The organism is Salinicoccus luteus DSM 17002 (genome assembly GCF_000712035.1).
Classification (GTDB): domain Bacteria; phylum Bacillota; class Bacilli; order Staphylococcales; family Salinicoccaceae; genus Salinicoccus; species Salinicoccus luteus.
The window spans coordinates 26,639-49,231 of sequence record NZ_JONV01000008.1; the positions used below are offsets into that span (position 1 = coordinate 26,639).

A 22,593-nucleotide genomic window follows, 5' to 3' on the forward strand; every position below is an offset into this window, starting at 1 on the left:
CAAACTGCTCCGGAAAGGTTTTATTTTTATTTATTTCCGAAAAACTTCTCTGCTTTTTCCAGGAATGGTTCATCTTCCGGGTTCATTTCGTACTCTTCGACAATTGCGTCTACGGGACAGACAGCAACGCATGCGCCACAGTCGATGCAGATGTCTGGATCGATGTAGAACTGATCCGGACCTTCTTCGATGCAATCTACCGGGCAAACCTCAACACAATCTCCGGACTTCTCAGACATACACGGTTGAAGGATAACATATGCCATGGGACGACCTCCTCACTTATATAAAGATATCAATCTGTTGCAACTCCTGATGATACAGGAAACTTATGTGGAAACCTGAAAATGTAGATCATTCTTCAGATGAATGCTATTTTCAGACAGCTTATTATATTTCAATGATAAGGCAAATTTGGGCTGAGGTCAATTTTACATGACAATTCTTTGAAGCAAAATGTTTCAAAACCACTGGTTGAAACGAAGCATTTGTTATTCGATTCTGAAGCTGTAACGCTGCTCATCCGTCTGAACACCTTTGGAGAAGGTGCGTTCGATGAAGGTTGCATTGTCTTCGTGATCAATGAGAATGACCGTGGATGACCGGGTGCCGTACTCCGGTGTGCTGATGAAGGGGGAGGAAAGTTTCCGCTCGAGCGATTCGGGCAGTCCGGTATCAGGCAGATTGTCCTCCGCTTCCTCAGAGTCGGCGAGGATGCCGAAAATGACATCAGGGTCTATCGATCTCTCATTCTGGAGATATTCTTCGAGCCTGCTTCTTCCTTTGACTACTTTCGGCCAGGGCGTATTGAGGTGATGGTTGCTGAGGCCGTGTGTACCGTCAGGCACGCTTTCTGGGCTGATGCCGTCATTGTTCAAGTAGTACATGTCATTCTGGTTGCCTACAAGGAGGTTGAAACCAGAGTACTCATCCTTTTCTGCTTCCAGGGATTGAAGGTACTGTTCCAGCGGCATGTCACCGGTAAGGTAATTGCTCACAAGGGCACCCCGGGATTTCTTGTCGGTGCCATCCATCCCAGGCTTCCTGATGTTCGTCACGGCAGCGAACCGGCCGCTCTTTGTGAGTCCGAGCCAGGTGCCGCCTTTGCTCAAATCCTTGCCAGCGAGCACTTCAGGGTGATCCTGCCAGAATCCGGCGGAAGCGGTCGGCCGCTCGTAGAATTCGTCCCGATTCGCCGCGACGATGAGCTTATACTCCGGATGACTGTTTTTTTGAAAAATGATCAGGCACATATGCATCCCCTCGATTTTTAATAGTACCCTTATGGTACCATGTCACTGGAATGGGGGCACGTTTGCGGTTTCGTGGTGTGGTCATGATTGGTATAATGAGGAAAATGAAAGTTTGGAGAGGTGAAGATGAAAAAATTTATATGGGTCATACCGGCGGTGCTGATTCTTGCTGCGGGTCTTTATTTTCTGATGACCTCTGGACTGTTCCAGAAATCGGAGGAGGAGACGCTCGACCGGTTCACGGAAGCTTATCAGAATGAAAATTATGAGGAAATATATCCACTTCTGAGTGCATCTGCAAAAGATGACTACCCGGAGGAGGAAGTCGTTGAACGCAACAGAAGCCTGTACGAATCCCTGGGCGTGGAGACCGCAACGCTTGAGAACATCGAAGGTGCGGAGTCGAATGAGGAGAATGACCAGGAGAAGCGGTATACAGGAGACCTTGTGCTGGATACCCGATATGGAGAAATGAATAGGGAGTACACGATCGACCTGTCATACAATGAAGAGGAGAATGACTGGTTCATTGAATGGACGCCGGATATGATCATCCCGGGTCTGGCCGACAATGAATTGAGGATTGATGTCTCCAAAGGCCAGCGGGGAGAAATACTGGACCGCAACGGAGAAAGGCTTGCCTTCAACGGAACGAAGGAAACTGTAGGCTACATAGCCGGCCGGTTGGATGAAGCGGAGCTGCTTGAAGCCGGGGAAGCGCTGGATATGGGTGAGGAAAGCCTCCGGAATATATTCAACGAATCCTGGATCGAGGACGGCATGTTCGTTCCCGTGAAGGACACCCATCGTTTTGACGAAGAGGCACGGGAGGAATTCCAGGATCTCGGCCTGACAATCCAGGAATCCGAGGCCAGGGAGTATGCGCTCGAGGATGCTGCATTCCACCTGCTTGGCTACATCGGTCCGATAACGGCGGAAGAACTGGAAGAGCGGGATGAATACACTTCCGGCGACATGATCGGCAAAAGGGGCGCCGAGCGGCTATATGAAGATCGTCTGAGCCCTGAACAGGGGCATACCGTCTCAATCGTCGATGAATCCGGCAATACAGTGGAGGAACTCATGAAGGCAGAACCACAGGATGGGGAGGATATCCATCTGACGATCGATGGATCCCTCCAGTCGACGATCTATTCCCATCTTGAAGAGGATTCTGGAGCCAGTGTCGCAATGGATCCGGACAACGGGGAGATGCTGGCGACCGTCAGCTATCCGAGTCCGAGCCCATATGATTTCATGTACGGCATTTCTCAGGAGGAGTATGAAGCGCTTGAAACGGATGAGGATAATCCACTGCTGAACAAATTCAACAGGGCAACATCACCCGGATCGACGCAGAAGATCCTCACCTCCATTATTGCAATGAACTCGGATGACTTCGACAAGAACGAAAAGATGGAGATTACAGGCAAGGGCTGGCAGCAGGATGAATCATGGGGCGGCTATGAGGTGAACCGCTACCATGTGATGGATGAGTCATTCGACCTGAAGAAGGCACTGACCTATTCGGACAATATCTATTTTGCCCGGACAGCACTTGAACTTGGGGCCGAGCAGTTCGTGAGTGGCATGGAGGCGCTTGGCATCGGACAGGAGTACGACACGGACTATCCGATCTATACGAGCCAAGTCTCCAATGACGGCACGATAGAGAGCGATATACTCCTTGCAGATACCGGGTATGGACAGGGGGAGCTGATGATCTCGCCAATCCAGATCACTGCAATATATGGTGCAGTGTTGAACGGAGGAGATATCTATGAACCGCATGTTCTGATGGAGTCTGAAGAGAATGTGCAGATTGAAGGCATCACAAGCCAGGAGAATCTGGATTATCTTGAAGAAGCCATGCGGGATGTCGTCAGGCTGAACCACCCGGACGATGTCGAAAGGCCGTACGCACAATTCGCCGGCAAGACTGGAACGAGTGAAAACAAAACATCACAGGATACCCGGGGCGAAGAGACCGGCTGGTTCATCGGATATGACCAGAACAGTAAGGACATGATTATGAGTCTCTATGTGGAGGATGTGGAGGACCGGGGCATGAGTGAGTACTCGGCCAAAAAATTCGCAGAAATCCATGACGCGCTGAACGAATAGAAGAAGGATATATGACCTGGAACTTCGATGTTCCGGGTCATTTTTTTATGTAAAAGCACAAAGGAAACGTTTTCATTGAAATAATTTGAAGAATTTCGGAAAAAAGGTGGATTTATATGCAGTATTATGTATAATTAATAGATATTATCATTTACACACACTCATAGGAGGGGTTAGATGAATAGAGATTTTCTAAAAGACAGTACACGCGTCGTTATTAAAATTGGCACAAATTCCATTATGAAGACTACCGATGAAATTGATTACCATAAGTTGGACAGACTTTCCTTTGTTTGTTCAGCACTCCAGCAGCAGGGCAAAGAAGTGATACTCGTGACTTCAGGCGCTGTCGGTGTGGGTGCATGCACATTGAACATGAAAGAATACCCTGAAAAAACCTCAGATCTACAAGCACTGGCCTCAGTCGGGCAGGGTGCCCTCATGAACCTCTACAGCCGCTTCTTCCAGCATTACGATCAATATGTCGGACAAATCCTTATGACCCGAGATATCATCGACTTCCCGATTTCCTATACAAACTGCAAATCCGCAATCAACTCACTCCTTGAAAGAAAAATCATACCGGTCATCAACGAAAATGATGCGATATCGGTGGATGAGAAGACCTACAACAGAAGATTCGGCGAGAATGATACACTGGCTGCGATCGTCACTGAGCTCGTTGATGCAGACCTGCTGATCATTATGAGCGATGTCGATGGCCTCTATGATGAAAATCCCCACACGAACGAATTCGCCAAACTGATCCCAGCTGTCGGCCAGGTGGATACGGATATACTGAGCATGGCCAATGGTACAGGTTCGCTGTTCTCCACAGGCGGCATGGAAACGAAGCTTAAGGCGGCCAAATACTTAATAGAAAACAATAAGAGCATGATCATCACAAGCGCGGAGAATCCTGCCTTGATATTCAACATACTCGAAGGGGAAGAAATAGGCACGCTATTTAAGAAGAACATACTTGAGACAGCATTGCAAGGGGAGGAGATATGATGGTTCAAATTACAACCGATATGAACGACATTCTCAAAGATATGGGAATGGCTGCGAAATCATCAGCGAAAGCACTGCGCAAGAGCAGCACAGGGGAGAAGAACGAAGCACTCCTGGCCATGGCGGAAGCACTGGAAGCGAACAAGGCATTCATCCTTGAAGAGAACAAGAAGGATATGATGCACAGCAAGGAGGCGGGATACCAGGATGCGATGGTGGAACGCCTGGCATTGAATGAGTCCCGCATAGAAGGCATGAAGGATGGCCTCAAGCAGATGGCTGCCCTGCCTGATCCGATTATGAAGACACAGGACCAGTGGGTGAACAAGGACGGCCTCAGAATCAGCAAGAGGAGTGTGCCGCTCGGCGTCATCGGCATCATCTACGAATCCCGTCCGAATGTGACCGTCGACGCTACAGGCCTATGCCTGAAAGCGGGCAACAGCGTCATTCTGAGGGGCGGCAAGGAAGCAGTCAACAGCAACAAGGCGCTCGTCAAGGTATTGCAGGAGGGACTCTCCAAATCGTCCATCCCTGCCGACAGCATCCAGCTGATCACTGACCCGTCGAGGGAACTGGCTGCCGAATTCATGAAATTCAATGAAGGACTGGACTGTCTCATTCCGCGCGGCGGGGCGAACCTGATCCAGTCGGTGCTCAAAAATGCGACTGTGCCGGTCATCGAGACGGGTACGGGGAACTGCCATCTCTATGTCCATGAACAGGCGGATCTCAAAATGGCCGAATCGATCCTGATCAATGGCAAGACGCAGAGGCCTTCGGTCTGCAATGCGCTTGAGACGCTCCTGGTCGACAGGAGCATTGCTGAGGAAGCACTGCCGGCGCTTGCTGATGCCCTGGTGCAGAAGGGCGTCATCATCCATGGAGACGAGACGGTCTGCAGCATCACCAATGAAGCGGTAACGGCAGAAGAAGAGGACTTTGAGAAGGAGTACCTCGGCAATGAAATCGCCGTGAAAGTGGTGGAGGACTATGAAGATGCAATCGTGCACATCGAAAAGTATTCTTCCGGGCACTCCGATGCAATCATCACGGGAAGCTACGGGCACGCCCAGGACTTCCTGAACGATGTGGATTCAGCCGCTGTGTACGTCAATGCATCCACCCGTTTTACAGATGGTGCAGAATTCGGCTTCGGTGGAGAGATCGGCATCAGCACGCAGAAACTCCATGCCAGAGGGCCGATGGGTCTGGAAGCACTGACAAGCTACAAGTATGTAGTGGAAGGCATGGGTCAGACGAAGGGCTAGGAACATAATGTAAAAATAATAGAAAACAGCACCCCGGGGCAAAGTGAGCCCCGGGGTGCTGTTCTATACGTAAAGAATGGAAATTGGTCATATGTGACATGAATCTGGAATTGCCCACAAAAAATCCCCTCTCATTATGAGAGGGGATTTTCCATTAACATAAACTTACTAAAATATTATCTAAAATATTATTAGAGTTTAACGATGTTAACAGCTTGTGGTCCACGCTGACCTTCTTCAACGCTGAATTCTACAGCTTGACCTTCGTCAAGAGTCTTGTAGCCTTCGCCTTCGATGTTGGAGAAGTGAGCGAATACGTCGTCTCCGCCTTCAACTTCGATGAAACCGAAACCTTTGTCTGCATTGAACCATTTTACTGTACCTTGTGTCATATAAATGACCTCCAAAAATAAATTTAATAATATCTTAAGCGCACTAACACATAAAAAAATTCACACGTTACAAAAAGTACCGGCCAAATCACGATTACTCTTTGTAACATGTGAATTAGATACTGCTTTGCATTACTTAAAAATCTTATTACAGTTACTATACATCATCCAGAGCATCCTGTCTACCCTTAATGCAAAATAAATTAAAAAGAATTGCGCCCCTCCATGGGAAGGGGCGCCACAAGCCTATTCCTTATTGACGGAAGCGTCGTAGATCGTATCTACAGCCTCTTTCAATTTCCTGTCGAACTCTTCATCAGACTGGTTGACGTTCAGGTCTGAAGCGAGGGCACGGGAGAAGCTGGCGATGAGGCCTTCGTTCTTCTTGAGCTTTTCATTCGCTTCATCCCTGGAATATCCACCGGACAGTGCAACGACCCTGAGGACCCTTGGGTGCTCAATGAGTGATTTGTACTCATTCGCATTTGTCGGGATGGAGAGCTTCAGCATGACCTGCTGATCATCCGTCAGCTGATCGAGATGCTTTTCAATCTCTTCCTTAAGGATCTGCTCGGATTTCTCCTTGTTGTCACTGTAGACATTGACTTCGGGCTCAATGATCGGCATGAGGCCGGCTGCCAGAATCTGTTTGCCCACTTCAAACTGCTGGTCTACAACTTCCTTGATGCCATTTTCATTCGGCTCAAGAATGTTGGAGCGCATCTTCGTACCGAATACGCCTCTTTCGTTTGCACGTTCAAGCAGTTTGTCGAGGTCCGGAATCGGCTTCATGAGCTGTACGCCGTCCTTTTCATCAGCAAGACCCTTGTCGACTTTCAGGAAAGGTACGATGCCTTTGTCGGCAAGATACTCGGAAGTGTACTTGCCTTCGATTTCCCTGTCCATCGTCTGTTCGAACAGGATGGCCCCGATTATCTGGTCCGCATTGAATGAAGGGGAAGTGATGATGCGGGTGCGCATCTCATGTACAAGGTCGAACATTTCATCTTCGCTTGAATAGGCATCCTCCTGGACACCATATGCAAGCAGTGCCTTTGGTGTACTGCCGCCACTCTGGTCGAGGGCTGCGATGAAGCCTTTTCCATTCTTGACTTTGTCGAATTGTTCCTGATTCATGAATTCCACTCCTTTGGTATATTGATCCATCAATCTGTCTATTCCCTGAATTACACGGTGTATAACAGGATTCCGCCCTTTCATTATGGCATTACTCCACCGGTAAACTCAACAGATATGCAGATATCCGAAAGGGGATGAATTTTCAGTTTTTGATCAATTCATGGTTGTAAAACGCTTTCATGTCCTTTATACTTTAGTAAATCGTTTTAGTGAAACGGTTTACCAAACCGGAGGAGTGTTACATGAAAAACGTCACCATCAATGATGTCGCACATGAGGCGAATGTTTCCAAGAGCACCGTATCACATTATTTGAACGGTCATTTTACGAAGATGGGGCCGGACACCAGGGAGAGGATTGCCCGGGCAGTCCGCAAGCTGGACTACAGCCCGAATCATATAGCGAAATCCCTAAAGAACAAACGGACGATGACGATCGGGGTGATCGTCGCCAATATACTGCACAACTTCTCGACGCGGGTGATCAGGAGCATTGAGGATTTTGCGCATGGACATGGCTACCATGTCATCGTCTGCAACACGGACAACAGTTCCGATAAGGAGGCGGATTATATCCGCATGCTGATGGCCAAGCAGGTCGATGGGCTGGTGGTGATCCCCACCGCCAAAAATGAAGCGCTTTTTATGGAACTTGCCGAAAAGGGGTATCCCGTCGTATTCGTCGACCGGTATATAGAAAACGTGCCGATCCAGTCCCATATGCTGGATAACAGGGTGTCGGTCATGATGGCGTTCGACCACCTGTCAGAAAGGGGACACCGGGAGATCGGTTTTCTGACCGAGCCTGTCGAAGCCATCGTCGCAAGGCAGGAGCGGTATGATGCATATCTTGAGCTCTGCGGTTCATACGGCATCCGCCCGATATCCATCCAGGTGGAGAAGGAGGGGATGGTATCGTCACTGGATCAATCGGCTGCCCAGGGCAGTCTGCCTGAGTCCCTGATCGTCGCCAATGACCTGGCGCTGTTCGAACTGCTGAAGATGGCAAAGCAGAGGAATATTCTGATCCCCGAGGAGCTGTCCATCATCAGCATCGATGACATCGAGTTTGCGGATTTCTTCAATCCGGGCATCACCGTCATCGCCCAGCCCGCAGTGGAAATCGGTACCGCCGCCGTCAGTGCACTATTTGAAATGATGAACGGCAGCAAAAATGCATCAGGAATAGAAAGGTTCCAACCATATCTGATAGAAAGGGAGTCGGTGAAACAATATGAAGATCAATGAAATTCTCTCAACAGTATCCAAAGAAGCAATAGAGGTATGCAGCAGGGTGAGCAGCAGGGAGCTTGAGCAGCTCGCACAGGAAGTGGAAAAAGCGGGGAGCATATTCATCTACGGCAACGGCCGCAGCGGGCTTGTCGGGAAGATGATCGCCATGCGCCTGATGCACAGCGGCTACCGGGTCCATGTCGTCGGCGAGACGACGACCCCGGCACTTGAGGCGGGGGATCTGCTGATTGTGCTCAGCGGTTCGGGAAAAGGGCGGACGATCGGAAGCATGATGGATAAGGTGGCTGATATCGGTGGCAGAAGCGCACTCGTTACAGCGTCCCCGGACGAGGCACTGAAGGCGCAGTTCGATAGTGTGCTCTTCATTGAAGCGAGTACCAAGAACAACGACATACCGACAATCCAGCCGCTCGGCAACCAGTTCGACCAGTCGATGCACCTGATTTTGGATGCGATGGTCATCCACCTTAATGCAGCATCAGGCAAAAGCAGGGAAGCGCTGAAATCGAAACATTTTAATCTGGAATAGGGGAGTGTATTGAATGAAAAGAGCAATCATCACATCAGTACTGCTTGCCATAGTGGTCATCCTTGCCGGGTGCAGCAGCGGAAGCGCACCGGATGCAGGGGCAGGGGAACCGATCAAAATCATTGCTGCACACAACCAGACGTCAACGGAGAATCCATATCACGACGGGCTGCTGAAATTCAAGGAAGTTGCAGAGGAGGAGTCGGACGGCAGAATCACTGTGGAAGTCCATGCAGGCACCATCGGCACTGCAGAATCGGAACTGGTGGAGAAGCTGGTGATCGGCGCAGCCGATGTCGTCCTGGTTTCACCGGGGTTCATGACCCAGACGGGGATTCCGGAGTTCGACTTCTTCGCACTGCCCTACCTCTTCGACAGCTATGACCATTGGGAGCGGGTGGTGGATGGACCGGTCGGTGCGGATATTGCCGAGATGGTCAACGAGAAATCGAACAATGATTTCAAGATGCTCGGCTACTGGTCCGCAGGTGCCAGGCACTATTACGGCAAGAAGCCGCTTGAGGAGATGTCCGATCTGAACGGCATGACCATACGGACGCAGGCTTCCGGCGTGGTGGCCGATTTCTGGCAGCAGACAGGTGCGATTCCGACTTCCGTTGCGTGGGGTGAGCTGTATCAGGCACTTCAGCAGAATGTAGTGGACGCCTCCGAGAATGCCTATCCATATTTCGTCCAGCAGAACCACCACACGACGCGGAACGGACAATACATCACCGAAACGGCCCATGACTACACGACACGCTTCCTGCTGGCCAATGGTGAACGGTTCGACAAGTATCCTGAGGATATCCAGCAGATTCTGCTTGAGGCATCGGAAGCTTCCGTCGAAGCCGAAAGGGAGGCGCTGATGGCCCAGGAGGAGGAGTACAAGGAAATTGCACTGGAAGCAGGGGCAGAGGTCAACCAGATCGACACGGAGCCGTTCAAGGAGATTGCAGCACCAATCCAGGACGGACTTGCAGAGGAACTGGACATGGAAGAGACGCTCGAGGAAGTCAGAAGCCTCGAATAAATAATATGGGTAGTGGAAGGTGGAAAAATGAAAACAATCATACAATCGGTTGAAAAAGTGCAGATTGGACTCGGGGTATTCTTTTTGCTCGTCTTCTTTCTTGCGACACTGATCCAGATCCTGACCCGCTTCATGGGGTGGTCGGTCATCTGGACGGAGGAGCTCGCGAACTACAGCTTCATATGGGCCATATTCATGGGGGCTGCTGTGATGGTGAACCGGAAGGAGCATTTTACGTTCGACTTCCTGCAGATGAAGCTGCCGCGGAAAATGAAGCTCTACCTGGATATCTTCATAGATGTCCTGCTGCTGGCATTCAACGTTGTGCTGCTGGTGTATGGCGTGGTCATCCTCAGCCACTTCTGGAACTACACGTGGGAGACGCTGCCGTTCCTCAAAAAGGGATACGTGTGGCTGTCGCTGCCGATCATGTCGGCGACGATGCTGCTGTATTCGGCGGGGCATATCGGCAGGGCCTTCGGCTACTTGAGGAATCTGAATGGAAAGGGGCTGGATAGCTAGTGGGCTATATACTTGTTGCCGTCTTCATACTACTATTGGTGATCGGTGTGCCGATCGCCTTCGTCATCGGCATTACGGCTCTGCTCGGCATCATGACGATTCCCGACATTCCGGGGCTCATCGTGCCGATGAAGATGCTGAATGGACTGGATTCATTCGTCCTGTTGGCCGTACCGCTGTTCATTCTGGCTGCCAACCTGATGAATTCCGGGAAGATATCCGAAAAGATGATCGACCTTGCACTGGCGGTCGTCGGTCCGCTCAAAGGCGGGCTTGCCCAGGCAAACGTACTCGTATCGATGATGTTTGCGGGTGTGTCAGGTGCTGCACAGGCGGATACCGCCGGGACCGGGAAGGTTCTCATACCGAGCATGCTCAGGAACGGGTATGACCGTGAGACTGCCGTCGGCGTGACGGCAGCCTCCTCCACGATCGGTGTGGTCATTCCGCCGAGCATCCCCATGATCATATTCGCCGGCATCGCGAATGCATCCGTCGGCGCGCTGTTTCTCGGCGGCATCATTCCCGGCATCCTGATTGGTCTCGGCATGATGATATTCATATATTTCATCTCCGTCAAAAAAGGGTATCCGACATTCAAGCGGGTACCATTCAAAGAGCTGATGAAAAAATTCTTCGTTGCATTTCCCGCCCTGCTGACGATCGTCATCATCATCGGCGGCATCACGACGGGCGTCTTCACCGTTACGGAGTCGGCGGCCATCGCTTCGATCTATGCGCTCCTGATCAGCATGTTCTACTACAGGACGCTCCGGCTCAAGGATCTGCCGAAGATCATATTTGATACACTGTCACTCAGCGCCCTCTCGCTGTTTGCGCTGGCCACGGCGAGTGCGCTTGGTGAACTGCTCAGCTACTACCGTCTCGGCACGCTGGCACAGGAATTCTTCACGGAAAACATCGGGGCGAAATGGCTCTTCCTGCTACTGATCATCGTGTTCTTCCTGCTTGTGGGCACATTCATGGATGCGATACCGGCCATGATCCTGTTCGTTCCGATCGTACTGCCGGCAGCAGAAGCATTCAGCATAGACCCGGTGCACCTCGGCATCATCGTTGTTCTGACACTGGCGGTCGGACTGGCGACACCGCCGTATGGCCTGTGCCTGCTGATTGCCAGCAAGATCGGAGGGCTGACGGTGGAGCGTTCATTTGCCGCCGTCATCCCATATCTCCTGATCATACTGGTTGTACTGCTGCTCGTCGCTTTCGTACCCGCCATAGTATTCATTATTCCAGACATGTTTGCTGAAGGAGGCTGAATGAAAGATGAATGAGGTTTATGATGCACTGAATGCATTTCTCGTAGATGAAAGCGTGGTGGGAATGGGATCCGGATCGACGATCGAAGGATACATCCCTTATATAAAGGAACACGTCGACAGGTACAGCCTGGGTATCGCCTTCATCCCCACCTCGAAAAAGACCGAAGACCAGCTGAAACGCCATGGGCTCGCCGTCGTCCACCATGCAGAGCGGATGCCCGTCACGATAGACGGGGCGGACCAGTTCAACGAGGCGCTCATGGTGATAAAAGGGGGCGGCGGCTCACTGCTCAGGGAGAAGCAGGTCGGATACTTCTCGGATCAGATCGTCATCATCGCCCATCAGGACAAGAAGGTGGAGGATTTCAATGGCATTGCGATTCCGGTTGAGATCAATACCTATCTATATGAAATGACAGTTGGGATAATCGAAAAGGACTTTGGTGCCCGGACTGAAATGCGTACCGGGGCGGACGGCCTGTTCATTACTGATAATGGCAACTACATCGTGGACTGCCATTTCAGTGATCCGAAGGATATGGACCGGCTTCATAATAACCTTGTCGCCATCCCGGGTGTTGTAGAGACGGGGATCTTCAACAGGAGGGTCAGCCACATCTTCAGTTTTGATGATCAGGGCGCCTATCAGGAATATGAAAAAGACCGGTAAGGAGGATATCATGGAACTTCAGATTGCGCTCGATAGAATGAGTTATGACGAATGTTTTGAAACATTGGAGGAAGTGGCGGACCATGTCGACATCATCGAGGTGGGCACAGGCGTCATCAAGGAGTACGGACTCGGCATCGTCCGCGACATCAAGGATGCGTATAAGGATAAAAAAGTACTCGCCGACATCAAAATATGTGATGCCGGCAGAAGTGAAAGCGAAGTCGCCTTCTCATACGGGGCGGATATCATCACAGTCATGTCGTTTGCGGACAGGAAGACCATTATGGACTGTCTTGAAGTGGCGGCAGGAGAGGGCAGGGAAGTGGTTGTGGATCTTCTGAACCATTCCGGTCCAGAAGTGCTTGAAATGCTCAAATCGATCGGCGCCGCTTCGGTCAGTGCCCATATCGGCAAGGACCAGCAGGGCGACTCGGCGATGACGGAGCAGCGTTTTGCCGGCCTTGAGTCCTCCAGTTTCAGAATCTATGTTGCAGGGGGCATCAATGAGGATAACCTGGCGGATTATTTGCCGCTCGATCCTGCTGTCGTGATCGTGGGCGGCGGCATTACGAAGGCGGCGGACAAAAAGGGAAAGGCTGCACGCATCAGGTCGCTCATGGACTGATGCATGCGGCGGGGACGGGCGGAGACGCCCGTCCTTTTTGTATGGAAAGAATGGTTAAAGACAGGTAAATATTCTTTAAGATTATGTAAATTTCCATTATGGACGTCTGATCTGTGATTAAATGGGAGATGAGAAGAGGGGCTCCACTGATTCAGGGAAGCGGAAGTGAGAAACGCTGCCTCGGCGGGTATGTGTATGGTAGAAGGTTTGTGAACGTATACGGAGCATCGGAAGGGCTGCGCAGGCACCCCTGCACGATAACATTGGTCGGGAGGAAGACGGATGCATGCAAAAATCTTTGGTCACAGAGGCGCTATGGGGGAATATCCGGAAAATACGATGCTGGCATTCCAAAAGGCGATCGATGCCGGCGTGGATGGTTTGGAGATAGATGTCCATCTGACGAAGGACGGGGAAGTGGTCGTCATCCACGATGAGCATGTCGACCGCACAACCGACGGGATCGGCGCAGTCAAGGACATGAGTTTCCAGACACTCAGGGGACTCAGTGCAGGATCCAGCTTCGGGGCCTTCGAGAAGTATGACCCCCTGATATGGACGCAGGAACGGATTCCGACGCTTGAGGAAGTCATGGGACTGGTTGTCGATCATGATATTGAGCTGAATATAGAGCTGAAGACCAATGTCTTCGAGTATGAAGGGATAGAGGGGAAAGTCCACGACATAGTGGAGGCGTACAGCTGCTCGGACAGGGTCATCTACTCTTCATTCCATCTGCCGAGCATAATACGGATGAAGGCGATCGATCCTGAAGCCCGGATTGCCTGGCTGACGAGCAAAGTGCCCTTATGGCCGATAGACCAGATGGAAGATCTGTCGCTTGAGGCGCTGCATGTCGGCTACAAATCGATATTGAAAAAGCCGGGGCGGATTGCCGGCATAGAGGACCGGATTCGGGTATGGACTGTCAATGAGATGTGGGAGGCGGAAAAGCTGATCGATCATGGCGTGCAGACGCTCATGACGGACTATCCCGAAAAAATAATGGCCCTCACGAAGGGGACAGGGAAAAAGATAGGGCACATGTGACTGTGCCCTATCTTTTCATGTCTTCAAGTGTATCGGACATCACCTTCTGAAGGGGAAGTCTGCCGAGCAGTGCCCAGTCCGGCAGGTGGGAGATGCCGAGCCTATCCTGGTGCGTATACATGTAGATGTTGGCCGGGAAGACCGCCCAGAGGAACTTCTGCATGGCCCCAAGCTGCCAGTTCGTCGCTTTCTTCGTCAGCAGAAGGAGGCCGAATACAAGTTCAATCATTCCGGTGAAATATGCGATGAATGTCCTGAATGGAAGCATACGCGGTGTAATATTGGCGAACTTTTCCGGTTTCAGGAAGTGCGCAATGCCTGCGATGGTGAACACGGTGCCCATGAGAATCCTTTTCATTCTGAAATTCCTTTCCATTGTATGGTGTCACCCCTATATGCCCCTGATTCCCGGAATGGAAACATTGCTGCAGAGTGATGTATAATCGGAATGAATAAAATCAGAAGGAGTGGAAGATCTTGTTTACATATTTGATCCGGTTTTTCAAAAAGGCATTCCAGTTCAGGGGCAGGGCGACGCGCAGGGAATACTGGATTCCAAGCCTCATCATGGCGGCCGTCGGTGCACTGGTGGGCGCAAAGGGGAAGGGGGATAATCCGCTGGACGGGGCATTCACGGCAATTGTGATGATTCCTTCCCTGAGCGTTACGGCACGGCGGTATCAGGATGCAGGCATTACAGGGTGGTATCAGCTGCCGCAGATGCTCTCCTTCCTCCTTCTTCCGATCGTCTTCATGAAGTTTACGAAAAAGTGGATGAAAATAACGGCGATCACCGTCATGGCAGCCGTCAACATCATCGGTCTCGTATTCTCACTCATGCCGAGTGAGGGGGACAACAGGTACGGAAAAAAGCCGGCCCGATAAAAATTTTTAGGATATGAATATTTTCTAGTGAAAACACTTTCACCATATGCTATAATTCGTTTAACATTTTTTAGAAGGGGCGATCGAGATGGAGGCGAACCTGGCAGATTTTCTGGTACAGTTCATTGCTTTGGCGACAGCGGGCGGCTTTGGCTATTTCATTTACAGGATGAATAACGACGAATCAACAGACAGGGAAGCGGAGTAGGATACTCCGCTTCCTTTTTTATATCTGCAGCAGTATGATGCCTGTGAGGATCAGTACGAAACCAAATACCCGTCTTGCGTCCACCGGGTGGCGGTGTATGCCGAAGAGGCCGAAATGGTCGATGGCAAGGCCGATCAGCATCTGGCCGAATATCACGCTCATCAATGTCAGTGTCGCTCCCAGGTGGGGCATCAGTATGATGTTGGTCGTGACATAGACGGCACCGAGTGGGCCGCCGGCGAGGTACCACCACTTCAGGCGGCCGGCGCCTTCAATGAAGAAGGCGAGGCTCAGGCGACGGGCGATTACGAGGGAGAGGACGAGCAGTGCCAGTGTGCCGACTGCGAAGGATATCAGTGAGGCGAGGAAGAAGGAGGAGACTTCATACCGGAGTGCACTGTTGATTGCGGTCTGGATGGGTGGCAGTGCGCCGGTGAAGAGCCCCAGCAGCAGCCATCCATTCGAGCGGCTTTCAGCGATGCGGGCACTCCGCTTCTTATAGTTCATGAAGATGATGCCGCCGATCATTACGATGATGCCGATGATGCGGTAGGCGTTGAGCGGCTGTACGGGTGCTTCAAACCAGCCGAACGTATCGATGAAGAGCCCGATGACCATCTGGCCGGCCACCGTCATGATGACGGTGAGTGCAGCCCCGATCCTTGGCAGAAGAACCATATTCCCCGTCAGATAGACGACACCGAGCATGCCGCCGGTGAACCATATGTATGAAAGGTCCCTGGAGAATATGTAGCCGGGTGCCAGTTTTTCAGGATTCATGATCAGATTGACGATGGCCAGGAGGATCGTTCCGGTGAGGAACGAGTAGAAGGAAGCGAGTATCAATGACTTAGTGAACAGGGACAGGCGGCTGTTCACGGATGTCTGCAGCGGAACGAGCATGCCGGCAAAGATGCCGAGTATCAGCAGTAGTATCAAAATGCGGCCTCCTTCTGGAAATTGTAATTGATAATTATTGTCATTTGCTTTGTAAAGCATCATCAAAGTTTGGTAACCTATAATTAGTCATTATAATACATAGTATAGGAGCAATGGAAATGGAAGTCTTTGAAGCAATAAAGAACCGTCGCAGCATTCCCAAACTGAAGGATACCCCGGTGGGGCGGGATAAGATCGAGAGGATGCTCGAAGCGGCAACATGGGCGCCGAACCACCATCATACGGAGCCATGGAAGTTCTTCGTACTCAGCGGAGAGGGCAGAAAGCCGCTTTCCCGTGTGCTGAAGGAAGTGGCACATGGCCGTGTCGAGGATCCGGAATCCGAGGCGGGGATGAAGCGGATAGAAAAAATCAGCAGAAAGCCCTTTGCCGCACCGACGGTCATCGTCGTGGCACTTTCACCGGATGACAACCCGAAGGCGATCTACACCGAAGATGTCTGCGCGGTGGCAGCAGCGACGCAGAATATGCTCCTTGCCGCACACGAAATGGGCCTCGGCGCGATATGGAGGAGCGGACCGATATACAATACACCGAAGGTCAAGGAGTATTTCGAATTGGACGAGCGGGAGGAGATCCTGGGCCTTGTGTTCCTCGGTGAACCCGACGTGGTGAAGGACAATGCAAAGCGCACTCCGTTCCAGGAAAAGACGATATGGCTTGAAGCGGATGAATAAATTGAGCCATGGACGCTATTTCTTCCAAACTCCGGGTATAGTGTACTAATTGCGTATCCGGAGGAGGTAGAGTATGAGAAATATCATCTATATCGTTGTAGTCGTCCTGATTGTGCTGTTCATACTGTCACTCATACTGTAGTGGAGGCATCAGGCTATGCAGCGGAGTTGGAGGACTTGAAATGAAGTATGCAGCGGGCATATGCTATCTGCTGGGATTTTTGACCATGGTCGGCCTGCAGACGGTCATACCGGACCAATATGCAGTTCTGGGCTATATGGCGGCATTCCTATTATTTGTTGTGGGCATCTATTTCAGCTACAGCAGTGAATTGTGATGGAGTCTGTCCTCTGGCAGACTTCATTTTTAAATCGTATGATATATAAGACTTGAAGAAACATAAACATGCAGGAAAGAGGAAAATGGATGAAGAAAGCATTCGGAATGATCATGGAGCGCAGCCTCCTGTTCATCATCATGGTATTTGCAGTTTCAGTCTTTGGCATCTATACATTTTTAACGATTGAGCAGCGTGAAATACCGGAGACCCAAGTCAACCTGGTGAACGTGACAACAGCCTGGCCCGGAGCCGACAAAAGTGATGTCGAATCGAACATCACGGATATCATCGAAGCGGAAATATTCAGTGTGGACGGAGTCGACAGCGTATCGTCCGTCTCCCAGGATGATGTCTCGGTACTGACATTGGAAGTTTCGAATGCGGTGGAAACGAAGGATGTCCTCAATGAAGTGAACAACCTCGTCGGCGGTCTTTCCGGCGACCTGCCGGAGAATGCGGCTGAACCGGAAGTCCAGTCCATCAGCAATACGTTCCCGCTGCTGAGCTACCAGTTCCATGGCGGCGGGCAGGAAGACTTGGATGAAATAAGAAGTGATCTCGAGAATCTTGAAAGGGAAGTCTCCCAGATGGAGGGCATCAGTGATGTCACCGTCAAAGGCTATACCGATCAGGAGTACGAAATCAATCTGGACCGGGATGCCATGGCGGAAGCACAGGTCAATCCGAATGAAATACTCGGGGAAATAGAAAACTCGCTGAACCCGGTCATCCTGGGGCAGGAAGAGGATGATGGCAACATCATCCGGCTGTCCTTTGAGGACGCGCCGCCGCTCTCCGTCCTCGAGCAGGTGAGGGTGGGGGCGGACAGCACCGCCCTTCCAGAGATTGCTGGAATCGAAGAGGTGACGGGGAAGCCTGAAGATATCGTCGAGTATGAAGGGGAGCCGGCGATTTCGTTTACCGTTTTCCTGTCGAGCGGTGAGGATGTCCCTTCGGTATCGGAAGATGTTGAAGCAGTCATGGACGAGGGCATATCCGCCCTTCCTGATTCAATCGATGTCACAACAATCTCTTCAGAAAGGGAAAATGTGGAGGAAATATTCGTCGGCCTCTATATGTCACTGGCCCTCGCATTGATTGCCGTCATCATCAGTGCGTCCCTCGGCCTATCCCTGTTCGGATCGATCACTGTAATGACGACGGTGGTGCTGTCCGTCATCATCGGTCTCATACCGGTGCCATGGTTCGGTGTGGACCTGAACCAGATTTCCGTCATCGGTCTGATCATCGCACTTGGTATACTGGTGGATGATTCGATTGTGGTCAACGACAATATCGAAAGAAGGTTCACACTGGGCGATGACCGTCTGGATGGCGTCTATAACGGCGTGAAGGAAGTCGCACCCTCCGTCGTCGCCTCCACATTGGCGATCGTATTCACCTTCTCGCCGCTGCTGCTGCTCTCCGGTGCGAACGGGGACTTCATCAAGGCACTGCCGAGCATACTGATCACTACGATGGTCGTATCCACAGTGCTGGCACTGACATTCGTACCGGCAGCGAGGTATCTGCTCAAGCGCAAAAAAGTGCCTGAACATCCGGGCCTGCTGGGCAAGCTGTTCACAAAAGGCGGCAATCTATACGCGGACAGGGTGCTGCCTGCAATCATCAGGCGGCCGCTCATCACATTCCTTACGGTACTGGTCATCGGTGTGCTGTCACTCGGGCTGATACGGTTCACACCGTTCGAGTTCTTCCCGGAAGCGGACCGTTCTGAAGTGACCGTCGACCTGATCTTCGACGAGGACCAGACGATAGACCAGACGCATGAAGACGCGAACGCAGTGCTGGACTACATGCTGGATGAAATGCCGCATGTGGAAGCGGCCTCGCTGTTTACAGGCACGGGGCTGCCGAATCTGTTTGGTGCATCACTCGATCAGACGGGCTCCAATACAGCACAGATTGCGCTCCAGATCGACAAGGAGCAGATCAGTGCCTCGGAAACCATCAACCAGTTTGAAGAACCGTTGAGGGAAGCCTTCCCGGAAGCGACGGTATTCATGGAGACGATCATCCAGGGGCCGCCAGCCGGTGCGCCGATCACAGTGGAGCTTTATGAATCGGATCTCGAGCAGCTCAATGACGGGGCCAACAGTCTCCAGGCGACACTCGAGGATGAGGGCGCCCTGGTGACGACGAATATCGGGGATCTGGTACCCACCATCAACTACAGCATCGATTACGATGCACTTGAAGAGAATGATGTCTCCATCTCCCAGGTGAAGAATGAACTGAACATGCTGTCTGAGGGCATACCGATCCAGGGCATCATCGTCGATGGTGAAAACCGGGAAACGACGCTGAAGTATTCGAATGACTACAGCATCGAAGATGTGGAGATCATCAAGATGACCGGAGAACAGCCGGAAACATTCCCGCTTTCCGACTTCATCGAAGAGACGGAGACGGAAAGCTCCAAGTACATCCATCATACTGATGGGGACCGCATGGTCGAGCTCAAGGTCTATGCAGATGATGAAGCGGCTGCGGAAGAGACGATCGAAGCGTTCCGCGGAGAACTGCCTGATTCAAGCGAGCTGGTCATCGGCGGAGAGACTTCCGACCAGACGGACTTCTTCGTTGAAATCAGCATCCTGTTCGGCATCATACTCGTCCTTGTATACCTGGTCATTGCGATCGAGTTCAACTCCATCGTCATGCCGCTGATCATCGTATTCAGCATCTTCCTTGCGATCAGTGGTGGCATCATCGGCCTGTTCGTCACCCAGACGCCGATCAGCTTCCTCGGCATCATGGGTATGGTTTCACTGTCCGGTATCGTGGTCAGGAATGCCATCGTACTCCTCGACTTCATTGAAGCCAGGCGCAAGAGTGATGCATTCGACATACACGAAGCGATATATGAAAGTGGACGCGCCCGCTTCAAGCCGATCCTGCTGACGACGATCACGAGCATCATCGCTCTGACGCCAGTGGCATTCAGCGGCGACGTACTATTCGTGCCGCTTGCGGTAACCGTCATCGCAGGTATTGCGTTCTCCACAATACTCTCGTTGATAGCAACCCCAAGCCTGTACTATCTCTACTACAAGCTGAAGTACAGGAACAGCTAGAACAGACTGAAAAATCCCGATGACACTGTCATCGGGATTTTTGCTGTGATTGGCTTTCATGTGTGAATACAACCGTGGTCCACGGATCGAGTGTGAGTCCACGGAGCCCGTTTTTCAGTTCATGGCGGATTTCGTCCTGCTCATATATGGTGAGATCATTCTCCATGGGGACGATGAAGTCAACTTCAATATAGAGCTTGGTGCCCATCTTCTGCAGTCTGAGTGCGTGATCATCGAATCCGTGAATCCTGCTGAGGCGAAGGACCTGCGTCTCGACCGCCTCGGCAATGGGGCGGGGCGGTGCCATTTCAAGCAGTTCCCTGAGGGCTGCATACAGCTCGGACAGGGGGACTTTGATGAAGTATCCGGCAACAATAATCACCATGACGGGGTCAATGAAGGGAACAATCGTATCCAGCACGGTCAGGCTCAGGAGCCATCCGATGATGAAGCCGGCGAGTACACCGATGCTGAGCAGGGCATCCATACGCCACTGGTTCATTTCGGCGGCGATGAGTGCGTCGCCCTGGCCCTTCGACCTGAAATAGTAGTAGGCAGCGTAGCATCCGACGGCTGATATGAAGGCATAGAGCACCCCTGATCCCATCGACATGGCATTGCCGCCAGAGAATAGGGCGACGAAGGCCTGGACGAGGGAGATGAGGATGAGGACCAGTATGCCGAAATATTTGATGACGATGGTCAGCGGGATGAAACTTTCCTTGCCGAAGGGGAAGCGTTCTGGGTCCTCCTTTGAAATGAAGCGGAGTGCCATCATCGACATCGTCGACAGGAGGACGCTGATGAATGAGTAGTAGCCGTCGAACTGAATCATCTGGCTCTCTGCATAAAGCCCCCAGATGATGCCGAGTGCTGCAAATGCAAGGGCGCCTGCAATGGAGACCATAATCAGCTTCTGGGCATTGTTGTCCTTCATATTTAAACCCTTTCCTGTGTATTTGAATCCATTATACACAAGAAAGGGGATGGGTTCCTATTCGTTTATGAGGGCGCCCTCGTAGGAGGGGATCTTCCCTTTCTGGTAAGTGCCGAGAATATTGATGTACCTGCTGACAGCTTCTATATCTTCTAGGGCATCGTGCAGTGCGCCGTCAGTGCCCTTTTCGACATCGATGAAGAAGCCGTAGGAGAATGGCTTGTGCTGTATCGGCCGTGAAGTCAGGTTCAGCAGATTGATGCCGTGACTGCTGAAGATGTTGAGTATTCCATTCAGTGATCCGGTGCTGTGGTCCGTCTCGATGTAGAGTGATGTCTTGTTTGTGTTTTTCAGCCGTGGCTTCTCCGCTTTTCTGAAGAAGAGGAACCGTGTGGTGTTGTATGGATTGTCACTGATGTTCTCCCGTACAACATGCATGCCGTACATCTCTGCAGCATGGCTGCCGGCGATTGCGGCGACAGTCGGGTCGTCGGCAGCCTTGACCATCCTGACCGCATCCGCTGTATCCGAATATTCCCGGACTGCGAGGTGCGGGTGGCTGCTCAGATAACTGTAGCACTGTTCGAGTGCTTCGGGGTGGGAATAGACCTCCGTCAGGTCCCCGATGGCCACCGGTTTCCTGGTAATCAGTGCATGGTCGATCTTGACATAGATCTCCTCCACCGCATCCACTTCCAAGTATTTCATCAGGTCGATCGTCCGTGTAATCGGACCGCTCGTGGAGTTTTCGACGGGGAGGGCGATATAATCGACCCTGTCCCGCATCAAGTCGTCGACAAGCGCCTTGAAGGTCGGGTATCCCTTCATTTCGTATGATTCGTCCTCTGCAAAAGTCCCGCACGCCATTTCACTATATGAACCTTCTACACCTTGATATCCGATCAGCATCCCTACCACTCCCAATCTATAAAATAAAAGACCATCCGGACTGCTCTATATACAAGAGAAATCCAAATGGTCCATAAAAATAAAAATCTCAGCCATTTAGATTTCATAAATGGCCAAGAATGAAAATTTCCATTCAAATCAGCCATCATAGATACAGTCCGCCTATATCCACGATGGAATATAGACGCTATCTAAAATAGCTGAAGAAAAAGGTATTCAATTGAGTTTCATAATACATGCTGTCCATATGAATCACCCAATTCCTTTAAGTTGTGTCCAATCCTATCAATTAAATTTTGAATTGTCAATATATTTCGTCGGACAGTTGAACTTTTTCTTTTCGGGCGTATGTAAATGAGGGAAGTGGCGGGTGCTCTGTGATAATATAGGAGTACCATTCCATTGATGAATCA

The 22,593-nt window shown here is 51.2% G+C and carries 23 protein-coding genes; 15 read left to right on the plus strand and 8 right to left on the minus strand.

Annotation, left to right across the window (positions count from 1 at the left end):
* Positions 1-26 precede the first annotated feature (26 nt).
* Together BO53_RS0104890 and BO53_RS0104895 are read right to left on the minus strand one after the other, a co-directional pair.
* Entirely contained in the window at positions 27-266 is a 240-nt protein-coding gene (locus tag BO53_RS0104890; protein WP_031546087.1) for a ferredoxin family protein, read from the minus strand.
* Between the two features lie 225 nt (positions 267-491).
* Complete coding sequence (locus BO53_RS0104895) at positions 492-1,253, minus strand: NRDE family protein (RefSeq protein WP_031546089.1); 762 nt, start codon at positions 1,251-1,253, stop codon at positions 492-494.
* A 126-nt stretch (positions 1,254-1,379) separates the two neighbouring features.
* Here BO53_RS0104895 and BO53_RS0104900 point away from each other — a divergent pair, with 126 nt between their 5' ends.
* The 3 genes from BO53_RS0104900 to BO53_RS0104910 all read left to right on the plus strand — a co-directional run bounded on the left by BO53_RS0104900 (position 1,380) and on the right by BO53_RS0104910 (position 5,662).
* Positions 1,380-3,377: a penicillin-binding transpeptidase domain-containing protein gene (locus tag BO53_RS0104900; protein WP_031546091.1), complete on the plus strand. Its 1,998-nt coding sequence runs from the start codon at positions 1,380-1,382 to the stop codon at positions 3,375-3,377.
* 177 nt (positions 3,378-3,554) lie between these two features.
* The gene (proB, locus tag BO53_RS0104905; RefSeq protein WP_031546093.1) at positions 3,555-4,391 is read left to right on the plus strand and encodes a glutamate 5-kinase; all 837 of its coding nucleotides are present in this window, start codon (positions 3,555-3,557) and stop codon (positions 4,389-4,391) included.
* Complete coding sequence (locus BO53_RS0104910; protein ID WP_425414478.1) at positions 4,391-5,662, plus strand: glutamate-5-semialdehyde dehydrogenase; 1,272 nt, start codon at positions 4,391-4,393, stop codon at positions 5,660-5,662. Before proB ends, BO53_RS0104910 begins: the two co-directional genes overlap by 1 nt.
* 191 nt (positions 5,663-5,853) lie before the next feature.
* Here BO53_RS0104910 and BO53_RS0104915 read toward each other — a convergent pair whose 3' ends face one another.
* Together BO53_RS0104915 and BO53_RS0104920 are read right to left on the minus strand one after the other, a co-directional pair.
* Positions 5,854-6,054: a cold-shock protein gene (locus BO53_RS0104915; protein WP_031546097.1), complete on the minus strand. Its 201-nt coding sequence runs from the start codon at positions 6,052-6,054 to the stop codon at positions 5,854-5,856.
* Positions 6,055-6,300: 246 nt separating this feature from the next.
* On the minus strand, positions 6,301-7,191 hold the full coding sequence (locus BO53_RS0104920) for a fructose bisphosphate aldolase (protein ID WP_031546099.1): 891 nt from the start codon (positions 7,189-7,191) through the stop codon (positions 6,301-6,303).
* Positions 7,192-7,436: 245 nt separating this feature from the next.
* On the opposite strand from BO53_RS0104920, the gene BO53_RS0104925 reads away from it, so the two are divergent.
* From BO53_RS0104925 to BO53_RS0104960, 8 genes are all read left to right on the plus strand, one after another.
* A complete protein-coding gene (locus tag BO53_RS0104925; protein ID WP_031546101.1) occupies positions 7,437-8,441 on the plus strand; it encodes a LacI family DNA-binding transcriptional regulator in 1,005 nt (334 codons plus the stop codon).
* On the plus strand, positions 8,428-8,976 hold the full coding sequence (hxlB, locus tag BO53_RS0104930; RefSeq protein WP_031546103.1) for a 6-phospho-3-hexuloisomerase: 549 nt from the start codon (positions 8,428-8,430) through the stop codon (positions 8,974-8,976). The genes BO53_RS0104925 and hxlB overlap by 14 nt, the downstream gene beginning before the upstream one ends.
* Positions 8,977-8,989: 13 nt before the next feature.
* Positions 8,990-10,009, plus strand: coding sequence for a TRAP transporter substrate-binding protein (locus BO53_RS0104935; protein ID WP_031546106.1), 1,020 nt, complete (start codon positions 8,990-8,992; stop codon positions 10,007-10,009).
* A 27-nt stretch (positions 10,010-10,036) separates the two neighbouring features.
* On the plus strand, positions 10,037-10,531 hold the full coding sequence (locus BO53_RS0104940) for a TRAP transporter small permease (protein WP_031546108.1): 495 nt from the start codon (positions 10,037-10,039) through the stop codon (positions 10,529-10,531).
* Entirely contained in the window at positions 10,531-11,814 is a 1,284-nt protein-coding gene (locus tag BO53_RS0104945; RefSeq protein WP_031546110.1) for a TRAP transporter large permease, read from the plus strand. The genes BO53_RS0104940 and BO53_RS0104945 overlap by 1 nt, the downstream gene beginning before the upstream one ends.
* A 7-nt stretch (positions 11,815-11,821) precedes the next feature.
* Positions 11,822-12,487: a ribose 5-phosphate isomerase A gene (rpiA, locus tag BO53_RS0104950; protein ID WP_031546113.1), complete on the plus strand. Its 666-nt coding sequence runs from the start codon at positions 11,822-11,824 to the stop codon at positions 12,485-12,487.
* Positions 12,488-12,497: 10 nt separating this feature from the next.
* Positions 12,498-13,115, plus strand: a complete 618-nt coding sequence (gene hxlA, locus BO53_RS0104955) for a 3-hexulose-6-phosphate synthase (RefSeq protein ID WP_031546115.1) — start codon at positions 12,498-12,500, stop codon at positions 13,113-13,115.
* 282 nt (positions 13,116-13,397) lie between these two features.
* Entirely contained in the window at positions 13,398-14,165 is a 768-nt protein-coding gene (locus BO53_RS0104960; protein WP_031546118.1) for a glycerophosphodiester phosphodiesterase, read from the plus strand.
* A 7-nt stretch (positions 14,166-14,172) separates the two neighbouring features.
* Here the strand turns inward: BO53_RS0104960 and BO53_RS0104965 are convergent, their stop codons facing one another.
* Positions 14,173-14,523 (minus strand): DoxX family protein, encoded by a 351-nt coding sequence (locus tag BO53_RS0104965; RefSeq protein WP_031546121.1) that lies wholly within the window; start codon positions 14,521-14,523, stop codon positions 14,173-14,175.
* Positions 14,524-14,642: 119 nt separating this feature from the next.
* Here BO53_RS0104965 and BO53_RS0104970 point away from each other — a divergent pair, with 119 nt between their 5' ends.
* Complete coding sequence (locus tag BO53_RS0104970; protein WP_031546123.1) at positions 14,643-15,050, plus strand: DUF805 domain-containing protein; 408 nt, start codon at positions 14,643-14,645, stop codon at positions 15,048-15,050.
* A 226-nt stretch (positions 15,051-15,276) separates the two neighbouring features.
* On the opposite strand, the gene BO53_RS0104980 is transcribed toward BO53_RS0104970, so the two are convergent.
* Positions 15,277-16,197, minus strand: coding sequence for a DMT family transporter (locus BO53_RS0104980; protein ID WP_031546125.1), 921 nt, complete (start codon positions 16,195-16,197; stop codon positions 15,277-15,279).
* Between the two features lie 119 nt (positions 16,198-16,316).
* Between BO53_RS0104980 and BO53_RS0104985 the strand changes: the two genes are divergently transcribed.
* From BO53_RS0104985 to BO53_RS0104995, 3 genes are all read left to right on the plus strand, one after another.
* Entirely contained in the window at positions 16,317-16,895 is a 579-nt protein-coding gene (locus tag BO53_RS0104985) for a nitroreductase family protein (protein ID WP_031546128.1), read from the plus strand.
* Positions 16,896-17,077: 182 nt separating this feature from the next.
* Positions 17,078-17,233, plus strand: coding sequence for a hypothetical protein (locus tag BO53_RS14015; protein ID WP_169738725.1), 156 nt, complete (start codon positions 17,078-17,080; stop codon positions 17,231-17,233).
* Positions 17,234-17,322: 89 nt separating this feature from the next.
* Positions 17,323-20,334 carry an efflux RND transporter permease subunit gene (locus BO53_RS0104995; RefSeq protein ID WP_031546131.1) on the plus strand — a complete coding sequence of 1,004 codons (3,012 nt, stop codon included), beginning with the start codon at positions 17,323-17,325 and terminating at the stop codon, positions 20,332-20,334.
* Between the two features lie 28 nt (positions 20,335-20,362).
* Here the strand turns inward: BO53_RS0104995 and BO53_RS0105000 are convergent, their stop codons facing one another.
* Positions 20,363-21,271 carry a cation diffusion facilitator family transporter gene (locus BO53_RS0105000; protein WP_031546133.1) on the minus strand — a complete coding sequence of 303 codons (909 nt, stop codon included), beginning with the start codon at positions 21,269-21,271 and terminating at the stop codon, positions 20,363-20,365.
* Between the two features lie 57 nt (positions 21,272-21,328).
* Complete coding sequence (locus tag BO53_RS0105005) at positions 21,329-22,180, minus strand: prephenate dehydratase (protein ID WP_031546135.1); 852 nt, start codon at positions 22,178-22,180, stop codon at positions 21,329-21,331.
* Between the last annotated feature and the right edge of the window lie 413 nt (positions 22,181-22,593).

Bases quoted from the DNA above. Each gene is read 5' to 3' on its own strand.
- BO53_RS0104915 (WP_031546097.1), bottom strand. From the start codon at position 6,054: ATGACACAAGGTACAGTAAAATGGTTCAATGCAGACAAAGGTTTCGGT.
- BO53_RS0104965 (WP_031546121.1), bottom strand. From the start codon at position 14,523: ATGAAAAGGATTCTCATGGGCACCGTGTTCACCATCGCAGGCATTGCG.
- BO53_RS0104890 (WP_031546087.1), bottom strand. From the start codon at position 266: ATGGCATATGTTATCCTTCAACCGTGTATGTCTGAGAAGTCCGGAGAT.
- hxlB (WP_031546103.1), top strand. From the start codon at position 8,428: ATGAAGATCAATGAAATTCTCTCAACAGTATCCAAAGAAGCAATAGAG.
- BO53_RS0104900 (WP_031546091.1), top strand. From the start codon at position 1,380: ATGAAAAAATTTATATGGGTCATACCGGCGGTGCTGATTCTTGCTGCG.
- BO53_RS0104995 (WP_031546131.1), top strand. From the start codon at position 17,323: ATGAAGAAAGCATTCGGAATGATCATGGAGCGCAGCCTCCTGTTCATC.
- BO53_RS0104920 (WP_031546099.1), bottom strand. From the start codon at position 7,191: ATGAATCAGGAACAATTCGACAAAGTCAAGAATGGAAAAGGCTTCATC.
- BO53_RS0104910 (WP_425414478.1), top strand. From the start codon at position 4,391: ATGGTTCAAATTACAACCGATATGAACGACATTCTCAAAGATATGGGA.
- hxlA (WP_031546115.1), top strand. From the start codon at position 12,498: ATGGAACTTCAGATTGCGCTCGATAGAATGAGTTATGACGAATGTTTT.
- BO53_RS0104935 (WP_031546106.1), top strand. From the start codon at position 8,990: ATGAAAAGAGCAATCATCACATCAGTACTGCTTGCCATAGTGGTCATC.
- BO53_RS0104985 (WP_031546128.1), top strand. From the start codon at position 16,317: ATGGAAGTCTTTGAAGCAATAAAGAACCGTCGCAGCATTCCCAAACTG.
- BO53_RS0104960 (WP_031546118.1), top strand. From the start codon at position 13,398: ATGCATGCAAAAATCTTTGGTCACAGAGGCGCTATGGGGGAATATCCG.
- BO53_RS0104940 (WP_031546108.1), top strand. From the start codon at position 10,037: ATGAAAACAATCATACAATCGGTTGAAAAAGTGCAGATTGGACTCGGG.
- BO53_RS14015 (WP_169738725.1), top strand. From the start codon at position 17,078: ATGAAGTATGCAGCGGGCATATGCTATCTGCTGGGATTTTTGACCATG.
- BO53_RS0105000 (WP_031546133.1), bottom strand. From the start codon at position 21,271: ATGAAGGACAACAATGCCCAGAAGCTGATTATGGTCTCCATTGCAGGC.
- BO53_RS0104895 (WP_031546089.1), bottom strand. From the start codon at position 1,253: ATGTGCCTGATCATTTTTCAAAAAAACAGTCATCCGGAGTATAAGCTC.
- BO53_RS0104925 (WP_031546101.1), top strand. From the start codon at position 7,437: ATGAAAAACGTCACCATCAATGATGTCGCACATGAGGCGAATGTTTCC.
- rpiA (WP_031546113.1), top strand. From the start codon at position 11,822: ATGAATGAGGTTTATGATGCACTGAATGCATTTCTCGTAGATGAAAGC.
- proB (WP_031546093.1), top strand. From the start codon at position 3,555: ATGAATAGAGATTTTCTAAAAGACAGTACACGCGTCGTTATTAAAATT.
- BO53_RS0105005 (WP_031546135.1), bottom strand. From the start codon at position 22,180: ATGCTGATCGGATATCAAGGTGTAGAAGGTTCATATAGTGAAATGGCG.